General features: G+C 70.6%; 18 protein-coding genes. 10 read left to right on the top strand and 8 right to left on the bottom strand.

Features of this window, described 5'->3' with window-relative positions; translation table 11 throughout:
- The first annotated feature begins 48 nt into the window (after positions 1-48).
- From araB to araA, 3 genes are read left to right on the top strand one after another with little or no spacing between them, the layout of a single operon-like run.
- Positions 49-1,896, top strand: a complete 1,848-nt coding sequence (araB, locus tag C5C17_RS03175; RefSeq protein ID WP_104251935.1) for a ribulokinase — start codon at positions 49-51, stop codon at positions 1,894-1,896.
- 35 nt (positions 1,897-1,931) lie between these two features.
- The gene (locus C5C17_RS03170) at positions 1,932-2,633 is read left to right on the top strand and encodes an L-ribulose-5-phosphate 4-epimerase (RefSeq protein WP_104252278.1); all 702 of its coding nucleotides are present in this window, start codon (positions 1,932-1,934) and stop codon (positions 2,631-2,633) included.
- On the top strand, positions 2,630-4,147 hold the full coding sequence (gene araA, locus C5C17_RS03165) for an L-arabinose isomerase (RefSeq protein ID WP_104251934.1): 1,518 nt from the start codon (positions 2,630-2,632) through the stop codon (positions 4,145-4,147). The genes C5C17_RS03170 and araA overlap by 4 nt, the downstream gene beginning before the upstream one ends.
- Before the next feature lie 263 nt (positions 4,148-4,410).
- On the opposite strand, the gene C5C17_RS03160 is transcribed toward araA, so the two are convergent.
- From C5C17_RS03160 to C5C17_RS18495, 5 genes are read right to left on the bottom strand one after another with little or no spacing between them, the layout of a single operon-like run.
- The gene (locus C5C17_RS03160; RefSeq protein ID WP_104251933.1) at positions 4,411-5,286 is read right to left on the bottom strand and encodes an ABC transporter ATP-binding protein; all 876 of its coding nucleotides are present in this window, start codon (positions 5,284-5,286) and stop codon (positions 4,411-4,413) included.
- The gene (locus tag C5C17_RS03155; protein ID WP_258065855.1) at positions 5,286-6,506 is read right to left on the bottom strand and encodes an iron chelate uptake ABC transporter family permease subunit; all 1,221 of its coding nucleotides are present in this window, start codon (positions 6,504-6,506) and stop codon (positions 5,286-5,288) included. The genes C5C17_RS03160 and C5C17_RS03155 overlap by 1 nt, the downstream gene beginning before the upstream one ends.
- Positions 6,503-7,621, bottom strand: coding sequence for an iron ABC transporter permease (locus C5C17_RS03150; RefSeq protein ID WP_104251932.1), 1,119 nt, complete (start codon positions 7,619-7,621; stop codon positions 6,503-6,505). Before C5C17_RS03150 ends, C5C17_RS03155 begins: the two co-directional genes overlap by 4 nt.
- Before the next feature lie 7 nt (positions 7,622-7,628).
- Positions 7,629-8,558 carry a siderophore-interacting protein gene (locus C5C17_RS03145; RefSeq protein ID WP_104251931.1) on the bottom strand — a complete coding sequence of 310 codons (930 nt, stop codon included), beginning with the start codon at positions 8,556-8,558 and terminating at the stop codon, positions 7,629-7,631.
- Positions 8,555-9,673 (bottom strand): ABC transporter substrate-binding protein, encoded by a 1,119-nt coding sequence (locus tag C5C17_RS18495; protein ID WP_181028461.1) that lies wholly within the window; start codon positions 9,671-9,673, stop codon positions 8,555-8,557. The genes C5C17_RS03145 and C5C17_RS18495 overlap by 4 nt, the downstream gene beginning before the upstream one ends.
- Before the next feature lie 159 nt (positions 9,674-9,832).
- Here C5C17_RS18495 and C5C17_RS18490 point away from each other — a divergent pair, with 159 nt between their 5' ends.
- Positions 9,833-10,651, top strand: a complete 819-nt coding sequence (locus C5C17_RS18490; protein WP_181028460.1) for a hypothetical protein — start codon at positions 9,833-9,835, stop codon at positions 10,649-10,651.
- Between the two features lie 39 nt (positions 10,652-10,690).
- Here C5C17_RS18490 and C5C17_RS03135 read toward each other — a convergent pair whose 3' ends face one another.
- Complete coding sequence (locus C5C17_RS03135) at positions 10,691-11,476, bottom strand: AraC family transcriptional regulator (protein ID WP_104251929.1); 786 nt, start codon at positions 11,474-11,476, stop codon at positions 10,691-10,693.
- A gap of 85 nt (positions 11,477-11,561) precedes the next feature.
- Here C5C17_RS03135 and C5C17_RS03130 point away from each other — a divergent pair, with 85 nt between their 5' ends.
- The 3 genes from C5C17_RS03130 (at position 11,562) to purT (ending at position 16,524) form a co-directional block, all read left to right on the top strand.
- A complete protein-coding gene (locus C5C17_RS03130; RefSeq protein WP_146079061.1) occupies positions 11,562-13,343 on the top strand; it encodes an ABC transporter ATP-binding protein in 1,782 nt (593 codons plus the stop codon).
- On the top strand, positions 13,340-15,247 hold the full coding sequence (locus C5C17_RS03125; protein WP_104251928.1) for an ABC transporter ATP-binding protein: 1,908 nt from the start codon (positions 13,340-13,342) through the stop codon (positions 15,245-15,247). Before C5C17_RS03130 ends, C5C17_RS03125 begins: the two co-directional genes overlap by 4 nt.
- A gap of 68 nt (positions 15,248-15,315) precedes the next feature.
- Positions 15,316-16,524, top strand: a complete 1,209-nt coding sequence (gene purT, locus C5C17_RS03120; protein ID WP_104251927.1) for a formate-dependent phosphoribosylglycinamide formyltransferase — start codon at positions 15,316-15,318, stop codon at positions 16,522-16,524.
- A 54-nt stretch (positions 16,525-16,578) separates the two neighbouring features.
- Here purT and C5C17_RS03115 read toward each other — a convergent pair whose 3' ends face one another.
- Both C5C17_RS03115 and C5C17_RS03110 read right to left on the bottom strand, forming a co-directional pair.
- The gene (locus C5C17_RS03115; RefSeq protein ID WP_146079060.1) at positions 16,579-16,863 is read right to left on the bottom strand and encodes a hypothetical protein; all 285 of its coding nucleotides are present in this window, start codon (positions 16,861-16,863) and stop codon (positions 16,579-16,581) included.
- A gap of 112 nt (positions 16,864-16,975) precedes the next feature.
- On the bottom strand, positions 16,976-17,869 hold the full coding sequence (locus C5C17_RS03110; RefSeq protein WP_104251925.1) for a hypothetical protein: 894 nt from the start codon (positions 17,867-17,869) through the stop codon (positions 16,976-16,978).
- Between the two features lie 158 nt (positions 17,870-18,027).
- On the opposite strand from C5C17_RS03110, the gene C5C17_RS03105 reads away from it, so the two are divergent.
- From C5C17_RS03105 to C5C17_RS03095, 3 genes are read left to right on the top strand one after another with little or no spacing between them, the layout of a single operon-like run.
- Positions 18,028-19,086 carry a hypothetical protein gene (locus tag C5C17_RS03105; protein ID WP_181028459.1) on the top strand — a complete coding sequence of 353 codons (1,059 nt, stop codon included), beginning with the start codon at positions 18,028-18,030 and terminating at the stop codon, positions 19,084-19,086.
- A 1-nt stretch (position 19,087) separates the two neighbouring features.
- A complete protein-coding gene (locus tag C5C17_RS03100; RefSeq protein ID WP_104251923.1) occupies positions 19,088-20,002 on the top strand; it encodes an ABC transporter ATP-binding protein in 915 nt (304 codons plus the stop codon).
- Positions 19,999-21,288 (top strand): ABC transporter permease, encoded by a 1,290-nt coding sequence (locus tag C5C17_RS03095; protein ID WP_104251922.1) that lies wholly within the window; start codon positions 19,999-20,001, stop codon positions 21,286-21,288. The genes C5C17_RS03100 and C5C17_RS03095 overlap by 4 nt, the downstream gene beginning before the upstream one ends.
- The last annotated feature ends 65 nt before the right edge of the window (positions 21,289-21,353 follow it).

The raw sequence follows: 21,353 nt of genomic DNA, 5'->3' as shown, positions 1-21,353 counted from the left end.
GTGTGATCGATCACATTACGTCCGGTCGAGCCAAAGGAGACCGCCAGGATGAGCCATGCGACGAACTCGGAATCGCGCGCCAACGACACCGCCCACGCAGGGCCAGCCGAGCGCGACAGCTACGTCATCGGCGTCGACTACGGGACACTCTCGGGCCGCGCCGTCGTCGTGCGCGTGCGGGACGGCGCCGAGCTCGGCGTCGGCGAGCTGCCGTATCCGCACGCAGTGGTCGACGAGCAGCTGCCAGCAACGGGCGAGAGGCTCCCACCCGAGTGGGCGCTGCAGGTGCCGAGCGACTACGTCGACGTGCTCAAGGTCGCCGTACCCGCCGCCATCGCAGACGCGGGTATCGACCCGCTGGATGTCATCGGCATCGGCACGGACTTCACGGCCTGCACGATGGTGCCGACGCTCGCCGACGGCACCCCGCTCAACGAGGTGCCCGGCTTCGAGTCTCGCCCGCACGCGTTCGTGAAGCTGTGGAAGCACCACGCGGCGCAGCCGCAGGCCGACCGCATCAACCAGCTCGCCGAGCATCGCGGCGAGAAGTGGCTGCCCCGTTACGGGGGCCTCATCTCGAGCGAGTGGGAGTTCGCAAAGGGCCTCCAGCTGCTCGAGGAGGACCCCGAGGTGTACGCCGCCATGGACCACTGGGTGGAGGCGGCCGACTGGATCGTCTGGCAGCTGACTGGCACGTACATCCGCAACGCCTGCACCGCCGGCTACAAGGGCATCTTGCAGGACGGCGAGTACCCGAGCCGCGAGTTCATGGCGACGCTCAACCCGGACTTCGCCGACTTCGTGGACAGCAAGCTCGCGCACGAGATCGGACAGCTCGGCGACGCCGCCGGCACGCTCTCGGCGGAGGCAGCTGCCTGGACCGGCCTGCCGGAGGGCATCGCGGTCGCCGTCGGCAACGTCGACGCGCACGTCACCGCCCCGGCCGCGGCAGCGACCGAACCCGGCCAGATGGTCGCCATCATGGGCACCTCCACCTGCCACGTCATGAGCTCCGGCACCCTCACCGAGGTGCCAGGGATGTGCGGGGTCGTGGATGGCGGCATCGTCGCGGGCCTCTACGGCTACGAGGCCGGCCAGTCGGGTGTCGGCGACATCTTCGCCTGGTACGTCGAGAACCAGGTGCCAGCGCGCTACGAGCGCGAAGCCACCGAGCTCGGCATCTCGGTGCACGAACACCTCACGAACCTCGCGGCCTCGCAGCCGGTTGGCGCGCACGGCTTGATCGCGCTCGACTGGCACAGCGGCAACCGCTCGGTGCTCGTCGACCACGAGCTCTCCGGCCTGCTCGTCGGCGCGACCCTCGCGACGAAGACAGAAGACGTCTACCGCGCACTGCTCGAGTCGACCGCGTTCGGCACACGCAAGATCGTCGAGACCTTCAACGCCTCCGGAGTCCCGGTCACCGAGTTCATCGCCGCCGGCGGCCTCCTCAAGAACGCGTTCCTCATGCAGACCTACAGCGACATCCTCGGCATGCCGATCTCCACGATCGACAGCGCGCAGGGTCCGGCGCTCGGCTCAGCCATCCACGCCGCGATCGCGGCAGGCGCGTACCCGGATGCGCGCGCAGCGGCAGCAGCCATGGGCCGCGTGACGCGCGCCAGGTACACGCCGAACCCCGACGCCGTGGCCGCCTACGACGAGCTCTACGCCGAGTACGACGAGCTGCACGACCACTTCGGGCGGGGCGCGAACCAGGTCATGAAGCGCCTCAAGCGACGCCGCCGGGAGGCGCTCGCCGGCGCATCCGCTGCCGCGGCGCCCGCAGAAGCATCCGCCGCATCCGCGTCGCAGGCGTCCACAGCGCCAGCGTCCGCGTCGCCCGCAGACGCGCGCACCGCCCCCGCCGGTCAGCCTGAGGAGGTCAGCGCTTGAGCACCGACGGCACACGCACCGGGCCGGCCACCGACATCACGCCGGAGGTGCAGGCGAGCATCGACGCCATCCGCGCCGAGGTCGCCTCGCTGCACGACGAGCTCGTGCGCTACGGGCTCGTCGTCTGGACGGGCGGCAACATCTCCGGCCGCGTGCCGGGCACGGACCTGTTCGTCATCAAGCCGTCGGGCGTCAGCTACGACGACCTGGCCGCCGACAACATGATCCTCTGCACCCTCGACGGCGACGTCGTTCCGGGCACGCCTGGTTCCGACCGCTCCCCCTCGAGCGATACAGCGGCCCACGCCTACGTGTACCGCAACATGCCGGAGGTGGGTGGGGTCGTGCACACGCACTCCGACTACGCGGTCGCGTGGGCGGCGCGCGGCGAGCCGATCCCCTGCGTCATCACGGCGATGGCGGATGAGTTCGGCGGGGAGATCCCCGTCGGCCCGTTCGCGATCATCGGCGACGACTCCATCGGCCGCGGCATCGTCGAGACGCTGCGCGGGCACCGCTCGCGGGCCGTGCTCATGAAGAACCACGGCCCGTTCACGATCGGGAAGGACGCCCGCGACGCCGTCAAGGCGGCCGTCATGGTCGAGGACGTCGCCCGCACCGTGCACATCTCCCGCCAGCTCGGGAGCCCGGAACCCATCCCCCAGCAGGCCGTCGACTCGCTGTTCGACCGCTACCAGAACGTCTACGGACAAGACCCGACAGGAGCCCTCAGTTGAGCGCACTCACCACTTCCTTCGACGCCTACGAGATCTGGTTCTTCACCGGCAGCCAGGGCCTCTACGGCGAGGAGACGCTGCGTCAGGTCGCCGAGCAGTCGCAGGCCATCGTCGACACCCTCAACGAGTCGCCGAGCACGCCCGTGAAGATCGTCTGGAAGCCGGTGCTCACCGACTCCGACGCCATCCGCCGCGCGGCACTCGAGGTCAACTCGAACGACAACGTCATCGGCATCGTCGCGTGGATGCACACCTTCAGCCCCGCGAAGATGTGGATCCAGGGCCTCGACGCGCTCGCGAAGCCCCTCCTGCACCTCCACACGCAGGCCAACGTGGAGCTGCCGTGGGCCGACATCGACTTCGACTTCATGAACCTCAACCAGGCGGCGCACGGCGACCGCGAGTTCGGGTACATCCAGACGCGCCTCGGCATCCCCCGCAAGACGGTCGTCGGACACGCGTCGAGCGCCAGCGTGACGCGGCAGATCGACAGCTGGTCGCGCGCCGCGGCCGCCTGGCAGGCGGTGCGCACCACGAAGCTCGCCCGCTTCGGCGACAACATGCGCTTCGTCGCCGTCACCGAGGGCGACAAGACGGAGGCCGAGCTGCGCTTCGGCGTGCAGGTCAACACGTGGGGCGTCAACGAGCTCGCCGACGCCGTCGCCGCGGTCGATGATGCGGCAGTGGATGCGCTGGTGGCCGAGTACGAGGAGCTGTACGACGTCGCCCCCGAGCTGCGTCTCGGCGCGGAGCGCCACCAGTCGCTGCGCGACGGCGCCGCCATCGAGCTCGGCCTGCGCTCGTTCCTCGAGGCAGGCGGGTTCAGCGCCTTCACGACGAGCTTCGAGGACCTCGGGGAGCTCAAGCAGCTCCCCGGTCTGGCCGTGCAGCGCCTCATGGCGGACGGGTACGGCTTCGGCGCGGAGGGCGACTGGAAGACGGCCATCCTCGTGCGCGCCGCGAACGTCATGGGCGCTGGCCTGCCAGGTGGCGCGAGCCTCATGGAGGACTACACGTACGACCTCACCGAGGGCAGCGAGCTCATCCTGGGCGCGCACATGCTCGAGGTGAGCCCTTCGTTGACGACTGCCAAGCCGACGCTCGAGGTGCATCCGCTCGGCATCGGCGGGAAGGATGACCCGGTGCGCCTCGTCTTCACGGCCGACCCGGGCCCTGCGGTTGTCGTCGCGCTCAGTGACATGCGCGACCGGTTCCGCCTCGTTGCGAACGTGATCGAGGTCGTGGAGCCCACCGCTCCCCTGCCGAAGCTGCCCGTGGGCCGCGCCGTGTGGAGGCCGGAGCCATCGTTCGAGGTGTCGGCCGCTGCCTGGCTGACGGCGGGCGCCGCGCACCACACGGTCATGTCGACCGCCGTCGGCATCGACGTGTTCGAGGACTTCGCGACCATCGCGAAGACCGAGATGCTGCGCATCGACGCCGACACCACCCTGCGCGAGTTCAGCAAGGAAGTGCGCTGGAACCAGGCCTACTACCGCCTCGCGCAGGGCCTGTAGGTCTCGCGCCGGGGATCTCAGACGGGTTGCCGCCGCTGCGCCTCCTTGTGGCGGCGGCAACCACACGATGACCACGTGGTGGCGCCACTCTTCTTCGGAGAGGGCCAACGGCGCCACCCCGTGGCGCGCCCTCCTCCGCCCCTCCGCTCCCTCCGCCTCCCGCTGATGACAGACCTGGGCTGTGCGGAGGGAGGGCTCGGCGCAGGCGGAGAGGAGACGGGGAGACGGGGGAAGGGGAGAAGAAGAGCAGAGGGAGCGTGCCCCTACTCCGCCCACACCCCTTCGCGGGGAATCACGAGCGGCGTGCCCGTCTCGGGGTCGTCGATGATGCGGCAGGGCAGCGAGAAGACGTCCTCGACCAGCTCCGCCGTGAGCACCTCGCCCGGCTTGCCCTGCGCGACGATCTCGCCGTCGCGCATGACCACGAGGTGCGTCGCGAAACGGGCAGCCTGATTGAGGTCGTGCAGCACCGCGACGAGCGTGCGCCCCTCGCCGCGGAGCCGGCGGAACAGCTCGAGCAGCTCGTACTGGTGCGAGATGTCGAGGAACGTCGTCGGTTCATCCAGCAGCAGCACGGGGGCTTCCTGCGCGAGCGCCATCGCGACCCACACGCGCTGCCGCTGTCCACCGGACAGTTCGTCCACGAAGCGCGACGACAGCGCATCCACTCGTGTCGCGGCCATCGCCTCGGTCACGGCTCGCTCGTCGGCCGCCGACCAGCGGTCGAACATGCCCTGGTGCGGGAAGCGGCCGCGCGCGACGAGGTCGGCGACGCGGATGCCCTCCGGGGCGAGCGAGGTCTGCGGCAGCAGCCCGAGGCGCTTGGCGACGTCCTTCGTCTTGAGGGTGCAGATGTCGGCGCCGTCGAGCAGGACGCTGCCCTCGCTCGGCTTGAGGAGGCGCGCGAGGGCCTTCAGCAGCGTCGACTTGCCGCACGCGTTGGGCCCGATGATGACTGTGAACGAGTGGGCGGGCACCTCGAAGTCGAGGCCCTGGATGATGGGCTGGTCGTCGTAGCCGACGTGCACCGAGCGGGCCGCCAGGTCGGCGGATGCGCTGACCTGGCCGCGCGCGCAGCGCTCGTCCGCGGGATGCGCTGAGCCACGGGCCTGTGACTCCGTGTCCACTTCGATCGTCATCACTGACGTCCCTTCTTCGTGACCTGCTCGTGGACGAGCAGCCAGGCGAGGTAGATGCCGCCGACGCACACGGTGAGCACGCCGACGGGGAGGTCGACCATCTGCGCGACGAGGTCAGCCGCGACGAGGAGGAGCGCGCCGACGAGCGCGGATGGGAGCAGCTGCAGGCTGGCCCCGTTCGTGAGGCGCCGCGCGATCTGCGGGGCGGCGAGCGAGATGAAGGCGATCGGGCCCGCCGCCGCAGTGACCAGCGCGGTGAGGGCGACGCCGACGAGCGTCGAGAACGCGCGGGTTCGGTTCGCGTGCACGCCGAGCGAGAGCGCCGCGTCGTCACCGACCTCGAGGGCCGCGAGCGGGCGTCCGAGGAAGCCGCACCCGACGATGAGTGCGGCGAAGATGAGCGTGGCCGGCAGCAGCTGCGCGTAGCCGAGCGCGCTGAGCGAGCCTGACCCCCAGACGGCGGCGAGCATCGCCTCCTCCTGGCTGACCCGCATCATCATGAGCGAGTTCACGGAGGCGAGCATGGCGCTCGCCCCGATGCCCACGATGATCAGCCGGAACGGGCGCAGTCCCTTCCTATACGCGAGCAGGTACACCACGACCGCGACGGCGGCCCCGCCGAGCAGGGCTCCGGCGCCGATCGCGGAGTAGGAGGTCGAGCCGATCCAGAGCATCACGATGATGGCGCCCGTGTAGGAGCCCGTCGAGAAGCCGATGATGTCGGGGGAACCGAGCGGGTTGCGGGTGATCGACTGGAAGATCGCGCCGCTCGCGCCGAGCGCGAGGCCCGCGAGCACGGCGAACAGGAACCGCGGAAGACGCCACTCGAACACGACGAGCCGGTGCGCGCGCGACGCATCCGCGTCGAAGAGCGCCGCCAGCACCTCGCCGGGCGAGAGGGCGAGCGTGCCGGAGCCGAGCGAGACGACGCCGAGGGCCAGGATGGCGACGACGATCGCGCCGCACACGATGACGGCGCGGTGTCGGTGCAGGTTCGAGAACCGGCCGAAGCGGACGGCGTAGGTGCGGCCGCCGAAGTCGATGCCACGCGGAGCGCCTGCTCCGGGGCCGAACGGAGCGCCGTGGTCGACGACGTCGGTGCGCCCGCTGTGCAGGCTGTTGCCGCGCGTCCGCGTCTTGGCCGTGGCCGTGGCCGTGGCCGTGGCCGTGGACCCGACTCTGGATGCGGCCACCGGTGTCTCGTCGTGTGTTCTGGTCACAGCCCGCTCACCTTCTTACGGCGCACGAGCCCGATGAGCACGGGCGCGCCGATGATGGCCGTCACGAGCCCGACCCGCAGCTCGCCGGAGGGCAGCACGATGCGACCGAGAATGTCGGCGGCCAGCAGGAGGATCGGAGACATGACGATCGACATGACGAGGATCCAGCGCTGGTCGGGGCCGACGAACCAGCGCACGACGTGCGGCACCATGAGGCCGACGAAGCCGATGGGGCCCGCGATGGCGACGGCAGTGCCGGCGAGCAGCGTCACGGCGATGACCACGAGCGCTCTGGTCGAGCGGATGCGCACCCCCAGCGAGGCGGCGAGCTCGTCGCCCAGTGACAGGGCGTTGAGGGAGCGCGCGCAGAGCAGCGCGAGCACCACGCCGATGACGATGAGGGGCAGGCAGGTGAGGAGCACGTCCATGGACCGGCCGCCGATCGACCCGACACCCCAGAAGCGGGTCACGTTGAGGGCGTCGATGTTCTTCAGCACGATCGCCGACGTGAGGCCGCCGAGCACGGCGCTGATCGCGACCCCCGCCAGGGTCAGGGTCAGCGGCGTCGACTTGCCGCCGCCGACGGATCCCATGGCGTAGACGAGCATGGTCGCGAGGAACGCGCCGAGGAGCGCGAACCACACGTACTGGCCGGGTGCGGTGAGGCCGAAGATGCCGACGGCGAGCGTCACGACGAAGCTCGCACCGGCGTTGACGCCGAGGATGCCGGGGTCGGCGAGCGGGTTCCGGGTGAACGCCTGGATGAGGGCACCGCACAGGCCGAGCGCAGGTCCCACGACGAGCCCCACGAGCGTGCGCGGGATGCGCAGGTCGAGCACCATGACGTGCTCCTCGGTGGCGCGCGAGCCGAGGATGCTCTCCCAGACCACATCCGGTGAGATGGCGCGGGCGCCCACGAAGATGCTCAGCGCGACCGTTCCAGCCAGCACCACGAGGGCGATGACCAGGGCCAGGGTGCGCTTCGCGTTGCTGCTCGCCAGGCCGCTGCCGGGAGCACCCTGGGCGCTGCTGTGCGAATCCGGGCGGCTGCCGCGGGCATCCGAGCCTGGACGAGCCCCTGCTGCCCGCGGCCCCGCCGTGTTGACTGCGACCACGACGCGGTTAGAGCCCGACCGAGGCGTAGATGCGGAAGACCTCGTCGATGCGGGCCTCCTCGTCGACCTGCTCGCCGTCTTCCGGCTCAGCGTAGAGGTCCATGATCTGCTGCCTGACGGACTCGTCGAGCGCCTCCCACTTCGCCGACCAGGCCTCGACCTCGTAGGTCCAGTAGCCGACGACCTTGTACGCGGAGACGGGCAGGCCAAGCGTGTGACGCAGGTGGCTGCGCACCTCGCGCGTGACGCGGGTCTCACCGGCCACCCACACGTAGACGCTGCCGTCGTTCGGGATGTCGAGGCGCTTGACGGTCTCGACCAGGCGGCTCGGGCGGTGCCCATTGCCGGAACCGCGCACCCAGTTCGCGGCCTTGAGGTCTGTGGACGGGAACAGCTCGTAGCCCGCATCCCGGATCTCGCAGACGATCTCCGTCTCCACGTCCGGCGTCAGCTCCGCCACCCGCAGGGCCGCTGGGAGGGCGGGCTCGTCGCAGATGAGCATCTGCTTCGTCACGCCCGCCGGCAGCACGTAGAGGTCGCGCGGCGGGTTGATGCCGAGCACGTACCCCGGCTTCGCTCCGAGCACCCACGTGCTCGCGATGCCGCCCTCGTGGACGACGAAGTCGATGTCGACCTCGCCCGGACGGTGGTCGCGGATCGTGTAGGTGCGCATCTGCGATGGCTCGACGCCCTCTTCGTAGTCCCAGCCGCGGCCGGAGACGAACGGCAGGCGAGGTTCGAGGTGCGCCTCGTCCGGGAAGAAGAGGCGCACGTACTCGTCGCCGACGCCCGTCGTGGGGTAGTCGCGCAGGTCGTCGCCGCCGAGCGTGACGCGGATCATCCCGGGTCCGAGCTGCTTCACGCCCGTCACGACCGCACGGTGGATGCGCTCGACGTAGTCGCTCGCCCCGGTTCCGGTTGTGTCGAGGGAGGTCATTCTGCGCCGCCTACTCCGTTGCCGTCGATCGCCGAGTTGAGCATGGGGACGAATTCGTCGAGGGCCCACGGGATGGAGAGGGGCGTCGGCGCGTTGGTGGCCATGGCGAGCGGCTCGCTCTCGAGGAACAGGTAGTGGCCGGTGGCGATGGGCTCCCACAGCTTGAACGTGGGGTGGTTCAGCGTGTACTCGAGCTCTTCCGGGCTGTTGGACCAGGCGACGAAGAGGTCGGCGGGGATGGTGTCGAGCTCTTCGAGGCTGACGGCGCCGTACCAGTTGTCGCCCTCGACGGTGCCGAGAACGGTGTCCATGGCTGGCGTGTTCTGCAGGCCGAGGTCGGTGAGGAACTGCACGCGCAGGTCGGTCGGAATGTAGATACCGGCTTCCGTCCCACCGTCGCTGAGGGTGAGGCCGTACGCGAAGGTCGTGTCCGCGAACTTGGGGTTCTCCTCCTTCACGGTGTCGAGCTGACCCTGGGTCTCCGCAATGATCTCGTCGGCTTTCGCGGGCTGCCCGAGGCTGTCGCCGACGATCTCGACGAGCGACTGCCACGACTCGGAAGCCCACGGCTTCTCGGGGTACGCGACGGTGGGGGCGATCTCGGTGAGGCGGTCGTACTCGACCTCGGTGAGGCCGGAGTGCGGGGCGAGGATGACATCGGGTTCGAGGGCGAGCACCTGCTCGAAGTCGAGGTCCCCGGCGTCGCTGTAGTTGAGGATCTCGGGCATCGTGCCGCCGAGCTCTTCGACCTCGGCGCGGAACCACGGCGAGTAGCCCGCTTCATCGCCACCCCAGGTCTCGGGGATCCCGACGGGGACAGTGCCGAAGGCGGCGACGACATCCTGCGTCGCCCAGCCGACGGTCACGACGCGCTCGGGGGCCTCCGTGATCGTCGTTTCGCCGAAGGCGTGGGTCATCGTCACGGGCAGGGCGCCCTCCTCCGCTGGCGTCGCCATCACTCCGTCGGCTGCCGCGGTGTCACCGGATGCGCATCCCGCGAGCGCGAGCACCCCGACGGTGGTGGCGGCGAGAGCCCCGGTCCAGCGACGGCGTGCGGAACGGTGCGTCGAAGGTCGGGGCGGGGCGGACGAGCGGCGGGGGACAGTCGAGGTCAAGGTGGCTCCATTCGACAGAGTGCAGACGCTAGAAGTAAGGGTTACCTCAGAACACACCGAGCCTACGGAGGTGGCGTATCGCTCCGCGGTCACTCGGCGTCGCATTCCTGCCACCGCGTCTGGCGGCGGGCCGCCCGCGCGCCGCGCTACGCTTCGAGAGTGAATCAAGGTGAGCTGGTCGGGGGGCTGCTCGTCATCTTCGTGCTCGCCGTGATCGCGATCGCGACGATCGTGGTGTACGGCGACCTCAGCATCCGCCCCCGTCCGCGCCGCCTGCCGGTCTGGCAGTACACGCACCGCGTCATCGGCAAGGACCAGCCCTACGCGACCTCCACGGGTTCGTTCCCGGCAAGCGAGCAGCGTCTCTGGGAGCTCTGGCGCGAGAGCCACACCCCCGGCAGCATCGTCGCCGTTCCGGTGGCGTCGGAACCGGTCGCGCCGAAGCCAGTCGTGGACAGTGCCGACAACAGCGGCCGCAGCGAGGCGGAAGACGCCGAGGCCACTGCCGACACCGCCCCCTTGGGCGCAGATGCCGGCGGGGACACCCCTTCGGTCTGTGCCGCCGAGAAGATCCCGGAGGTGCGGCAGATGCGTGTCTCCCGCGTCTCTCGGGAGCTGCGCTCGGTGTATCCGCTCGCCCTCGTGGGCTTCAACGTGTACTTCGAGGAGTACGAGAAGACCGAGCTCCCGGTCGGCCTGATCGTGCGTGGCAGCGACGGCGTCGCCATGATGACCCTCACCGACGACGACATCGTCGCGTTCGACGAGCGCGGGCGACGACTCTGGTCGAGCCGCTGGGAGCGGCTCATCTTCTCCAACGCCCATGACCTGCTGCTCTACAACGGGCACACCCAGATCCGCATCGACGACGAGGACCAGCGCGACCTCGTCGAGGCGCTCGTCGTGAAGTACGGGCGCTTCGAGCAGATGCACTTCCTGCCTGGCCCCGAGCGCAGCGCGCCTGACGCCGACGAATGACAGCCGATGCCTGACGCCTGATCCTTGCTGGTCGGGCTGCTACGGCCGCCAGTCGCTGGGCTTCGACCCCATGGCGCGACGGAAGGCGGCGCTGAACGCGCTCGTCGTGGCGTACCCGACGCGGCCCGCGACGGTGCCGACGGGGACGTCGTCGGCGAGCATCCGCGCGGCCGCGGCCATGCGCACCATGGTGCGCCAGTGCGAGAAGGTCATGCCGACCTCGGCCGCGAAGATGCGGGCGATCGTTCGGACGCTCAGCGACAGCTGCCACGCCCACGCCTCGACGCCACGATCGTCAGCTGGGTCGTTCAGCACGCGGCGCACGAGCGGGGCGAGGCGCTCGTCGCGGGGGACGGGAACCGTCTCGACGTAGCTCGTCGCCTCTGGCAGCAGTTCGATGACGACCGTCTGCGCCCGCAGGCGCTGGTCGGTCTGCATGGGCGACTCTGCGAGGTGCAGCAGCAGCTCGCGGAAGGCGGCGCCCAGCTGCACGGTGCCGACCGAGGGCCAGTCCGGGGCGACGTCGCTCGTGAAGTAGGTGCAGCAACCGGTCGACGAGGCGTCGACCTCCATCGTGTGCGGCGTGAAGGACGGCACCCAGATGCCCTGCCCGACGGCGAGCGTGCGCAGGGCGCCTTCGACGAGCACCACGACACTGCCGCGCGACGGCCACATGATCATGCCCTCGGGATGCACGTGCGGCTCCCGGCCCCCGAGGTTCGGGCCGGTGAGCACGGCCGTCGTGAGGAGGAACGGTGCGGGGATGCCAACGGGCCTGACCTCGACGGTCGCAGGCCCTTGGCTGAATTCGAGCGCCTGGAACACGGTGGATCTCCTGGTTGTCCGGAACGCAACAGAAGTTGGCCGGACGTATCGCTAGCTGGACTTAGGTGAACCTTACTATCGTCAGATGCCCCGTGAGAACCCCAAGGCCCCGACCCCCGCATCCGTCATGCGAGACGCGCTGTTCGCGTCGGGACGCAGCTGGCGGCTCACGCTCGCGACGCTCGGCTACGTCGTCCATGAAGCTGCCGAGGCCCTGGTGCCGGTCCTCGTCGGCGTCATCATCGATCGCGCCATCGCCACCGACGACGCCGCCCAGCTCGCGTTGTGGCTCGGCGTGCTGCTCGCGAACTTCCTCGTCCTCTCCTTCTCCTACCGGTGGGCGGCGAGGCTCATGGTGCGCATCTACGGGCACGGCGAGCTGGAGCTCCGGCGGTCACTGCTGACGCGGGTCCTGCACCCCAACGGGGTCACGAGTCGCCGCAGCCCGGGTGAGCTGCTGCAGATCACGACCTCCGACAGCTACCGAGTCGCGGGCGTCTCGTGGTCGGTTGTGCAGCAGGGGGCGAGCGCGGCGGCGATCCTCGTATCGTCCGCCGCGCTGCTCGCCATCTCGGTGCCGCTCGGCATCGGGGTGCTCGTCGCGTCGCTGCTGATCCTCGTGGGCATGCACGCAGCGTCCAAGCCGATCGAAGCGAGAGGTGCCCGAGAGCAGGCATCGGCGAGCGCCGCCAGCGACGTCGCGACTGACCTCGTCGCCGGGCTCCGCATCATCCGCGGCATCCGCGCTCAGCCGGAGGCCACGCGCCGCTACCTGGACGCGAGCGCGGAGGCGAAGACCGGCGCGATCGCCGCGAACCGCGGCATCCAGCGGTACCTCGCGGTCAGCGGTGTCGCGTCCGGTGCGTTCCTGGCGGTCCTGGCGTTCTCGGCGGCGGCACTCGCCTCGCTGGGGCGGATCACGCTCGGCGAGCTCGTCGCCGTCGTCGGGCTCGGCCAGTACTTGCAGGGCTCGCTCGCGCACGTGGGCACCTTCGCCTCCAACTGGCTGCACAAGCGGGCCTCGGCGCTCCGAGTCGTCGCAGTGCTCGGCGAGGAGCACTCCGTGCCGATCGAGGACACGCACTCCGGCGGCGCGGGGCTCGTGGATGCGGTGCGCGCGAGCGCCGACTCCCCCGCGTCGTTCTCCTGGCGGGCACCGGACGGGAGCCTCATCGACGTGGCCCCGGGCTCGCTCGTCGGCATCAGGCCCTCGACGCCGGCGTCGGCGCGGGCCCTCGCGGCCATGCTCGCGTTCCGGGTCCCGCTCGAGGCGGGCGAGGTGACGGTCGCTGGCCTGGATGCCCGCACGATCGGCCCCGACGCCTACCGGCGCCTCGTCTTCGCGCCACCCCACGACGCCATCGTCTTCTCGGCGACGCTCGAGGAGAACCTCCTTCTTGAAGCGGAGGAAGTGGCAGAAGCGGCGGAGCGAGGGACGGGGACGGGGACTCTCGCGACGGGGGTGGCGGGCAGGCGTCCGACGAACTCCGACACGTGCCGGGAAACGGCTGCCGAACGGGCGGCACTCACGGAGGTCTCCGCGCTCGGATGGGACCGGCAGCTCGGCGAACGCGGCCGTCGCCTCTCGGGCGGGCAGCGCCAGCGCGTCCTGCTCGCGCGCGCCTTCGCGAGTGACGCTCGCGTGCTGGTGCTCGACGAGCCCGCCTCCGCCCTCGACCCGGCGACCGAGGCGCGCGTCGCTGAGTCGCTCCGCACGCATCCGGTCACCACACTGCTCGTCACCCGCAGCCCACTGCTGCTCGCGGCCTGCGACCGGGTCGTCGAGGTTGGTGTCGCCGCGGGCTGCGCAGCGGGCACCGCATCCGACTCTCCGCCCATCGCCGACGAGGAGCTGGCACGCCGATGACGCCGCTGAACCCGACCACGCCGAACGAAACGCGCGAAATGCCCGCCGGGCCCGACTCGCCGGACCTCCCCGCCGCGCCCCAACCCGCGCCCGCGCCCGCGCCCGCGCCTGCGCCTGCCCTCCTGCCCGTCGCGACGGGCCGCGAAACGGCGCGCGCCGTCGCCGCTCTGCTGCGCGCATCCCGGACCAGGATCGCAGCCATCGTGCTGCTGCTCCTCGGCGGGTCCTCGTCCACGCTGCTCGTTCCGCGTCTCCTGGGCTGGCTCGTCGACCTCGTCACGGGAGGCGCCGGCGTGGCCGCGCTCGTCACACCGGGCGTGCTGCTGCTCCTGGTCACCGCGGTCTCCGCGCTCCTCGCCTACGCGGGCATCCGCCTGCTCGTCGCTCTGGTGCAGGAGCTGGTGAGCTCCCTCCGCGAGGACGCCATGGGCGTCGTGCTCGGGATGCGCGCGAGCCAGGCCGAGAGCTCCGACTCGTCGGACATCGTGTCGCGCGTGACCGGCGACGTCGAGTCCGTGACCGAGGCCGCCTCGGGTGTGCTGCCGGCGGTCACGCAGTCGTCGTTCATGATCGTGCTGTCGCTGGCTGGCATCGCCGCGATCAACCCGTGGCTCGGGCTCGCCGCACTGGTGGCCGTGCCCGTTCAGGTGCTCGCGACGCGGTCCTTCATCCGTCGGTCCCGCCCCGTGTACGCGGAGATGCGGGTCGCCGAGGCCGAGCGCGGACAGGTCATCATCGAGGGCGTCAGCGGGGCCGACACGATCCGCGCCCACCGCCGCCAAGCGCACCAGCTCGCCGAGGTGGATGCGCGCAGCCTCCGCTCGATCGACCTCCAGTACGAGGCGGCGCGCATCCGCACGACGTTCTTCGGGCGCCTGAACGCGGGCGAGTACCTGGGCGTCGCGGCGATCCTGATCGTCAGCTTCTGGCTCGTGCAGGCGGGTGCTGTCTCGGTCGGCGGCGCGACCGCTGCCGCCCTCTACTTCCTCGCGCTCTTCGGCCCCATCGGGTCGCTGCTGTCGAGCATCGACGAGCTGCAGCTCGCCGGTGTCGGCCTCGCGCGGCTGGTCGGGGTCGTCGGGGCGGGGCAGCACCGCGTGAGCGATGGCCGGGGTGACGTGGCGCCTGCGCCCCGCGTCGAAATTGTGCCGGCGACACAGTCGGCACCTTCTGCGATGCCCGCCATTGCCGTCGACGCGGTCGAGTTCAGCTACGACGGCGAGCGCATGCACCTCTCCGACGTCACCCTGACTGTCGCGCCGGGTGAGCGCGTCGCGCTCGTCGGCGAGAGCGGGTCGGGCAAGAGCACGCTCGCGCAGCTCATCGTCGGGGCGTTCGACCCGACGGGCGGCTCGGTGCTCGTGGATGGGCGGCCCGCGGCGGACCGCGACCGCGACGCGAGCGTGATGCTCGTCACGCAGGAGATCCACGTGTTCGCAGCGACGATCGCCGAGAACCTGCGCTTCGGGGCGCCCGCGGCGAGCGGTGAGCAGCTCGCGGACGCAGTGCGCGCGGTCGGGGCGGAGTGGCTGCTCGAGCTCGAAGACGGCCTCGAGACCCGGGTGGGCGCATCCGGCCTCGCGCTCGACGGCGCCGCCGCCCAGCAGCTCGCACTCGCCCGGGTGCTGCTGCGCGACCCCGCGATCCTGGTCCTCGATGAGGCGACCGCGGAGGGCGGGGGCGACGACCCGCTCGGCCTCGATGCCGCACTCACGGTCGCGACCCGCGGCCGCACCTCGGTCGTCGTCGCGCACCGCCTGTCGCAGGCGCGCGTCGCCGACAGGATCGTGGTCCTCCGGGCCGGGAAGGTCGTCGAGCTGGGTGCTCACGACGAACTGGTTCGCCGTGGCGGTGAATACGCCCGCCTGTGGGCCGCCTGGCAGAGCGCCTCCCCGGCCGGCTAGGCCCTCGCCTCGCGCGCGAGGGGAGCGCGACGCGCCCTCCGGAAACACGGGGGTGGGAGAATGCGTGCATGACGGATGGCACCCTCGGCACCCCGCTCACCTCGGCTTCGACGCGCGCGCTTCTGCTCGGCGCCGGCGAACTCGGCAAGGAGGTCGCGATCGAGCTGCAGCGCCTCGGCGTCGAGGTCATCGCGGTCGACCGGTACGCGAACGCTCCCGCCATGCAGGTCGCGCACCGCAGTCACGTCGTCGACATGCTCGACCCGGTGGCGCTGCGCGCCGTGCTGGCGCTCGAGCATCCGGACATCGTGATCCCAGAGGTGGAGGCGATCGCGACGCAGGTGCTCGCCGAGATCGAGGCGGAGGGGCTCACCCGCGTCGTGCCGACAGCGCGGGCGACGCAGCTCACGATGGACCGCGAGGGCATCCGCAGGCTGGCCGCCGAGGAGCTCCACCTCGCGACGTCGCCGTACCGTTTCGCGGACACGTTCGCGGAGTTCGCGGCGGCCATCGAAGCCGTCGGTCTGCCGTGCGTCGTGAAGCCCGTCATGTCCTCGTCGGGGAAGGGACAGTCGGTGATCCGCGAGCCGGATGACATCCAGGCGTCGTGGGAGTACGCGCAGGAGGGCGGACGCACGGGCCGCGGCAGGGTCATCGTCGAGGGTTTCGTACCCTTCGACTCCGAGATCACGCTGCTCACGGTGCGCCACGTCGGTGGCACGGTGTTCTGCGAGCCGGTCGGGCACACGCAGGTCGACGGCGACTACCGCGAGTCGTGGCAGCCGGCGGCGTTGCCCGAGGCCGCCCTCGAGAAGGCGAGAGTCGTGGCGAAGACGGTGACGGACGCCCTGGGCGGTTACGGGCTGTTCGGGGTCGAGCTGTTCATCGTCGGTGATGACGTGCTCTTCTCCGAGGTGTCGCCGCGGCCGCATGACACGGGCCTCGTGACGCTCGTCTCGCAGGACGTGTCGGAGTTCGCGCTGCACGCCCGCGCGGTCCTCGGCCTTCCCGTGTCGGAGCCGCTGCGCATCGGGGCGGGGTCCGGGGAGCCGGCCGCCGCGTCCTGCGCCGTGCTCGCTGAGGGCACCGGGGTGCCGACCATCGAGGGTGTGGATGCTGCGCTCGCCGTCCCGACGTCACAGGTGCGGCTGTTCGGGAAGCCCAACGTCGCGGGCAAGCGCCGGGTCGCCGTCGCGCTCGCGCGCGGCGCCGACGTCGACGAAGCGCGGGAGCGGGCGCGCGAGGCCGCGGCGGCGCTGCGCATCACGCTGGACTGAGGAGAGCGGACCTGCGCTGCCGGGGAGCATCAGGCTGGGCGCGCAAGCCTGGGGTCAGCGTGCGCGGGACCGCGTGGCGCCCGTGCGCAGGAGGAGCAACTGGAGCAGGACGGCGCCGGCGATGATGCCGAGCTGCGCGCCGCCCCACAGCGCGTAGCTTGTCGGCACTCCGGCGGGTGACGTCCAAGAGACCTGACACGCATCGGCTCCCCACCCGAAGCAGGCGCTGACACCGACGTACGGCGCAAGCAGCACGGTGGTCACCACCAGCAGCGCGACAGCAGCGCCGATGACTGCCGCCGCCCGCCGAGCACTGGTCCTCTTCTCCGAGTTCCGCATCCGCTCACCCTGGCAGAACCACGCCACATCACGCGACGTCCAGGCACAGACCTCCGGGAAATGCATGTTCCCCGCGGAGCGAACCTGCATTTCTCGCAGGTCTGCGCCCGCGCTACCCCTCCAGCCCGAGCTCGCGCACGCATTCGCGGAGGAACGCGGCGCCGGCATCGTCGTGGATGAGGTCGCCGAACGTGACGACCTCATAGTCCTTCTCGAGGATGCCGTCGGCGGGGCGAACGTCGACGTGCGCGGCGTCGTACCCGCTGGCGTGCAGCTCGTCGGCCATCTTGTAGTCGCTGCGCGAGTCGCCGACCGAGCGCCACCGCTTCGGCAGCGGGCCGGCGGCCTTGAACTCGGCGAGGGCGCGGCGGGCGCCGTGATCCTTGTCGAGCTTCACCGACTCGATATCGGTCGAGATGATCGTGGGGTCGATGCGGAACGGGACGAGGCCCCGCGCATCCGGAGCCTCCCGGTCGCCGTGGCGCATGCCGACGCCCTGCTGCGCGGCAAGCTCGAACGCGGCGTCGTCGAAGGCCTTCTGCCGTTCGAGGTAGGCCGCCGAGCTGACGTCGGTGCGCTGCTCGACCGAGATCATGGCCTTCTTGGTCTCGTCGAAGAAGAGGACGTCGCTGAACTCCCCCTCGCCCAGCTCGCGGATCGCGGCGACGTAGGCGGCGGGCGGCACGACCGACTCGTCGATGTGGAGCTCGCTCATCCCTTCGGGTGAAATCGCCGACCAGGTTCCACCCTTCTCGTACACGCCGAACATGCGCGCGCCCGGCTGCTGCAGCGCGTCGGCGAGCCCGTTCTCGAACAGCGGCTCGATGACTCGCTCGCGGATGAACTCCTCGGAGCGGCCCGTGATGAACGCGATGGGAACGCCCGCGGCGGCGAGCGTGACGAGGTCATCGAGGATGCTCTGGATCGCGACGGTGCGGGTCACTGGGCTCGCGATGGGGCCGTCGACGTCGAGGAGGAGGCCGAGGTCAGGGGTTGAAGTGGTCACGTCTCATTGTGGCAGGGGGCGAGTACCCGGGTCCAGGATGGGCGCGCCCAGTGTCGTCGGCCCCTGCTACCTTGTGCGCGGGGTCGGCTTCCGCATCAGGCCGGCGTAACCCGCAGATGTCGTCGCGGTCCTGCGCTGCGGACAGAATGGAGCTCGGCGTGCGCGTATGGAAGTCCTGGATCTGGCCGGGAATCAAGGTCCTCCTGGTGGCCGTGATCGCCGTCGCGCTCGTCAAGATCGCCTTCTTCAGCTCCGCACCGGAAGAGTCCGCCGCCGTGCCGACCGGTGAGGTCGTCGAGCCGATGATCAGCCCCGTGCTCGGCACCATCACGAACGACGTCACCTTGACCGCGAACGTGCAGGAGTCGCCCGCCGTTGAAGCGAAGGTGCCCATGATGGGCACGGTCGACGCCGTCTACGCGACGCAGGGCGGGCGGGTGGAGGCGGGCGACGTGCTCGCGTCGATCCGCAACGAGAAAACGCCGCCCGCCGTGGCCCCGACGGCACCGGATGCGAGCGGCGAGGCCCAGCCAGCGCCGGCCGCCGAGCCGGAGTACGAGTGGAACGAGATCGTCGCCCCGACGTCGGGCACGATCACGAAGCTCAACCTCATCGCTGAGCAGCAGGTGTCCGTCGGAGAGGCGCCGGTCGCGATCACGCCGGCGAGCTTCGTCGTGAAGGGCACGATCCCACCTGCCCAGCTGTACCGTCTCGCGACGACGCCGACGGATGCGCAGGTCACGATCACGGCCGGCCCTGCACCGTTCACGTGCACCGAGCTTCGCATCGCGTCGGGTGCCGCGGCGAAGAGCAGCAGCGCCGCGGGGGACCCGACCGGCGCATCCGGTGCGGCCGAGACGACGGACACGACGACCGTCACGTGCCGTGTTCCTGCCGAGGTGACCGTCTTCCCCGGCCTCGAGGCGAACGTCGTGCTGCACGGCGGGGTGGCGGAGAACGTGCTCACGCTCCCCATTACGGCCGTGAAGGGCCAGGCAGAGACGGGTGTCGTGTTCGTGCAAGGCGCCGACGGCACCACCGAGGAACGCGACGTGAAGCTGGGCCTCACCGACGGCACCCTCGTGCAGATCGTTGAGGGCGTCTCCGAGACCGACATCGTGCTCGAGTTCGTGCCCGGCGCCGACCAGGCGGCACCGGAGGACTGCTTCATCGACCCGATGAGCGGCACAGAGGTCTGCGGAATGCTCGGCGGCTGAGGTGGCGTTCATCGAACTCCGCGACATCTCGAAGTCGGTGCGGGCCGCCGATGACAGCGAGCTGCACATCCTGCGCGGCGTGAACCTGCGGATCGAAGAGGGCGAGCACCTCTCCATCGTGGGCCGTTCGGGGTCGGGCAAGTCGACGCTGCTGAACATCCTCGGGCTCCTGGACGCACCGACGAGCGGCGAGCTGCTCTTCGACGGCAAACCGACGGCGGCGCTGCGCCTGCGGGCGCGTGACCGGATGCGGGGGGCCCAGATCGGCTTCGTGTTCCAGCAGTTCAATCTGCTCGAGGGGCGCACGGCGACGGAGAACGTCGCCATGCCGCTGCTCTACGCCCGCGATCGCTCGTTCTGGCGGCGAGACGCGCTCGCCAGGGAGGCGCTCACCGATGTGGGCCTCGATCATCGCCTCGATTCGCTGCCCACGCGCCTCTCCGGCGGCGAGCAGCAACGCGTCGCGATCGCGCGCGCCATCGTGCGCCGGCCGAGGGTGATCCTCGCCGATGAGCCCACCGGGGCGCTCGACGTCGAGACGGGCGCGCGCGTCATGACGCTGCTCGCCGACATCTCGAAGGAGACCGGGGCAGCGCTGGTCACCATCACCCACGACGAGAGTGTCGCGGCGAGAGCCGACCGGATGCTGCGGCTCGACGCGGGCGTGCTGGTCCCGTCGAGCGCTGACGGGGGTAGGGATGCCGTCGCACATCCGGGCACGGTCCTGCATTCGGACGGGCGCACGGCGACAGACCTGGAACTGGACCTGGAGCTCGACGCGCCTTCGACCGCTCCCTCACTGAGAGCTGAGACCGAGACCAACACTCGGTCCGCGGCCGGGGCGAGGGCCGGGGCAACGGCCGGGGCGAGGGCCGGGGCGACGGAAGCGACTCTTGCGGAAGACTCGAGCGCATGAGCTGGTTGACGCAGGTTGCCGGCGCGTTCAGCGAGGCCTGGGATGAGCTGCGGGTGCACCGGGTGCGCGTGACGCTGGCACTCGTCGGCATCGGGATCGCCGTGTTCGCGATCGTCGCCGTCACGGGGCTCGGGTCGATCACACGGCAGTCGTCAATCGAGATCTCCGAGCGCTCGAGCGGCCGACCCGCGAGCTACCAGCTGATGGTGTCGAGCGAGGCCACCGACGACAAGGTGGAGGCCTACGAGGCGGCGTATGCCGCGGCCATCGAACGGTATGGGATCACCTACCAGTCGACGTCCGGGTACGGGGCGACGCGCATCCAGTTCCTTGACGGCGTCGCCGAGGTCGAGTCGATGATCGTCGATCCGGCGTACGGCGAGATGCACCGGGTGAAGCTGCTCGACGGGTCCTGGCTCACGGCCAGCGACGCCGACCGTCTCGCGCCAGCGGTCGTCATCAACGAGACCATGTGGAACCGGCTCGGCAACCCCTCGATGGCTGAGCATCCGACGCTCAAGGTCGCAGGGTCGGCGCCGACCACGGCCGTCGTGGTCGGTGTCTCCGCGAACATCTACCCGGACTACCCGGAGCAGCTCTACGTTCTGAGTGACGCGCAGCACCTGCTCGGCGCCAGCTCGGGCGGCGGGATGATGGGCGGTGGCGGCATGATGAGTGGAGTCTTCACCGACCCGTTGGCTGCTGGCTCGGAGGGCGACTCCGCGACGTTCCCCACGTACGAGCTGTGGCTGCCCCTCGAGAACCACGAGCAGCTGTCGAGTCAGATCGTTCGGGACCTGAAGGCGGCGCTCGGTGACGGCGGGGCGGTCGAAGCGCAGCGCATGGACTACCTGGCGTGGGGCGACGATCCGTTCCTGGCGGTGCAGATCCTGGTGACGGCCGTCGGCGGCATCGTGCTGCTGGTCGGCACGATCGGGTTCGTGAACCTGTCCATCGTGACGGTCAAGCAGCGGGTGCGGGAGATCGGCATCCGTCGCTCGTTCGGGGCAACCGGGGGGCGCGTGTTCTTCTCGATCCTGCTGGAGAGCGTCGTGGGGACGCTGCTCGCGGGCGTCGTGGGGATCGGATGCGCGATCGTGCTGCTGCAGAATCCGCTTGTCCAGGAGGCGATCACGGGTGGGCTCGGACTCACCGATTCGGTGCCGTTCCCGGTGGATGCTGCGGTGCTCGGCATCGTCGTCAGTGTCGGTGTCGGGCTGCTCGCAGGGTTCATCCCCGCCGTCATCGCGACCCGCAGCAACGTGATCGACGCGATCAGGTCGTAGGGGCGTCGCGCGGGGTCCGGCGGGGTCCGGGCGGGGTCCGGGGTCGCGGCGGCTCGCTGGGCTGC

It is taken from the genome of Pseudoclavibacter sp. RFBA6, from assembly GCF_002931575.1.
Taxonomy (GTDB): domain Bacteria; phylum Actinomycetota; class Actinomycetes; order Actinomycetales; family Microbacteriaceae; genus Pseudoclavibacter; species Pseudoclavibacter terrae.
The sequence above is the reverse complement of the archived record's forward strand: the minus strand, read 5'-3'. Positions and strand labels throughout refer to the sequence as shown.

Excerpts from the sequence above, each read along its gene's own strand:
- araB (WP_104251935.1), top strand. The coding sequence starts at position 49 with ATGAGCCATGCGACGAACTCGGAATCGCGCGCCAACGACACCGCCCAC.
- C5C17_RS03160 (WP_104251933.1), bottom strand. The coding sequence starts at position 5,286 with ATGACGATCGAAGTGGACACGGAGTCACAGGCCCGTGGCTCAGCGCAT.
- C5C17_RS03145 (WP_104251931.1), bottom strand. The coding sequence starts at position 8,558 with ATGACCTCCCTCGACACAACCGGAACCGGGGCGAGCGACTACGTCGAG.
- C5C17_RS03130 (WP_146079061.1), top strand. The coding sequence starts at position 11,562 with ATGCCCCGTGAGAACCCCAAGGCCCCGACCCCCGCATCCGTCATGCGA.
- C5C17_RS03125 (WP_104251928.1), top strand. The coding sequence starts at position 13,340 with ATGACGCCGCTGAACCCGACCACGCCGAACGAAACGCGCGAAATGCCC.
- purT (WP_104251927.1), top strand. The coding sequence starts at position 15,316 with ATGACGGATGGCACCCTCGGCACCCCGCTCACCTCGGCTTCGACGCGC.
- C5C17_RS03115 (WP_146079060.1), bottom strand. The coding sequence starts at position 16,863 with ATGCGGAACTCGGAGAAGAGGACCAGTGCTCGGCGGGCGGCGGCAGTC.
- C5C17_RS03095 (WP_104251922.1), top strand. The coding sequence starts at position 19,999 with ATGAGCTGGTTGACGCAGGTTGCCGGCGCGTTCAGCGAGGCCTGGGAT.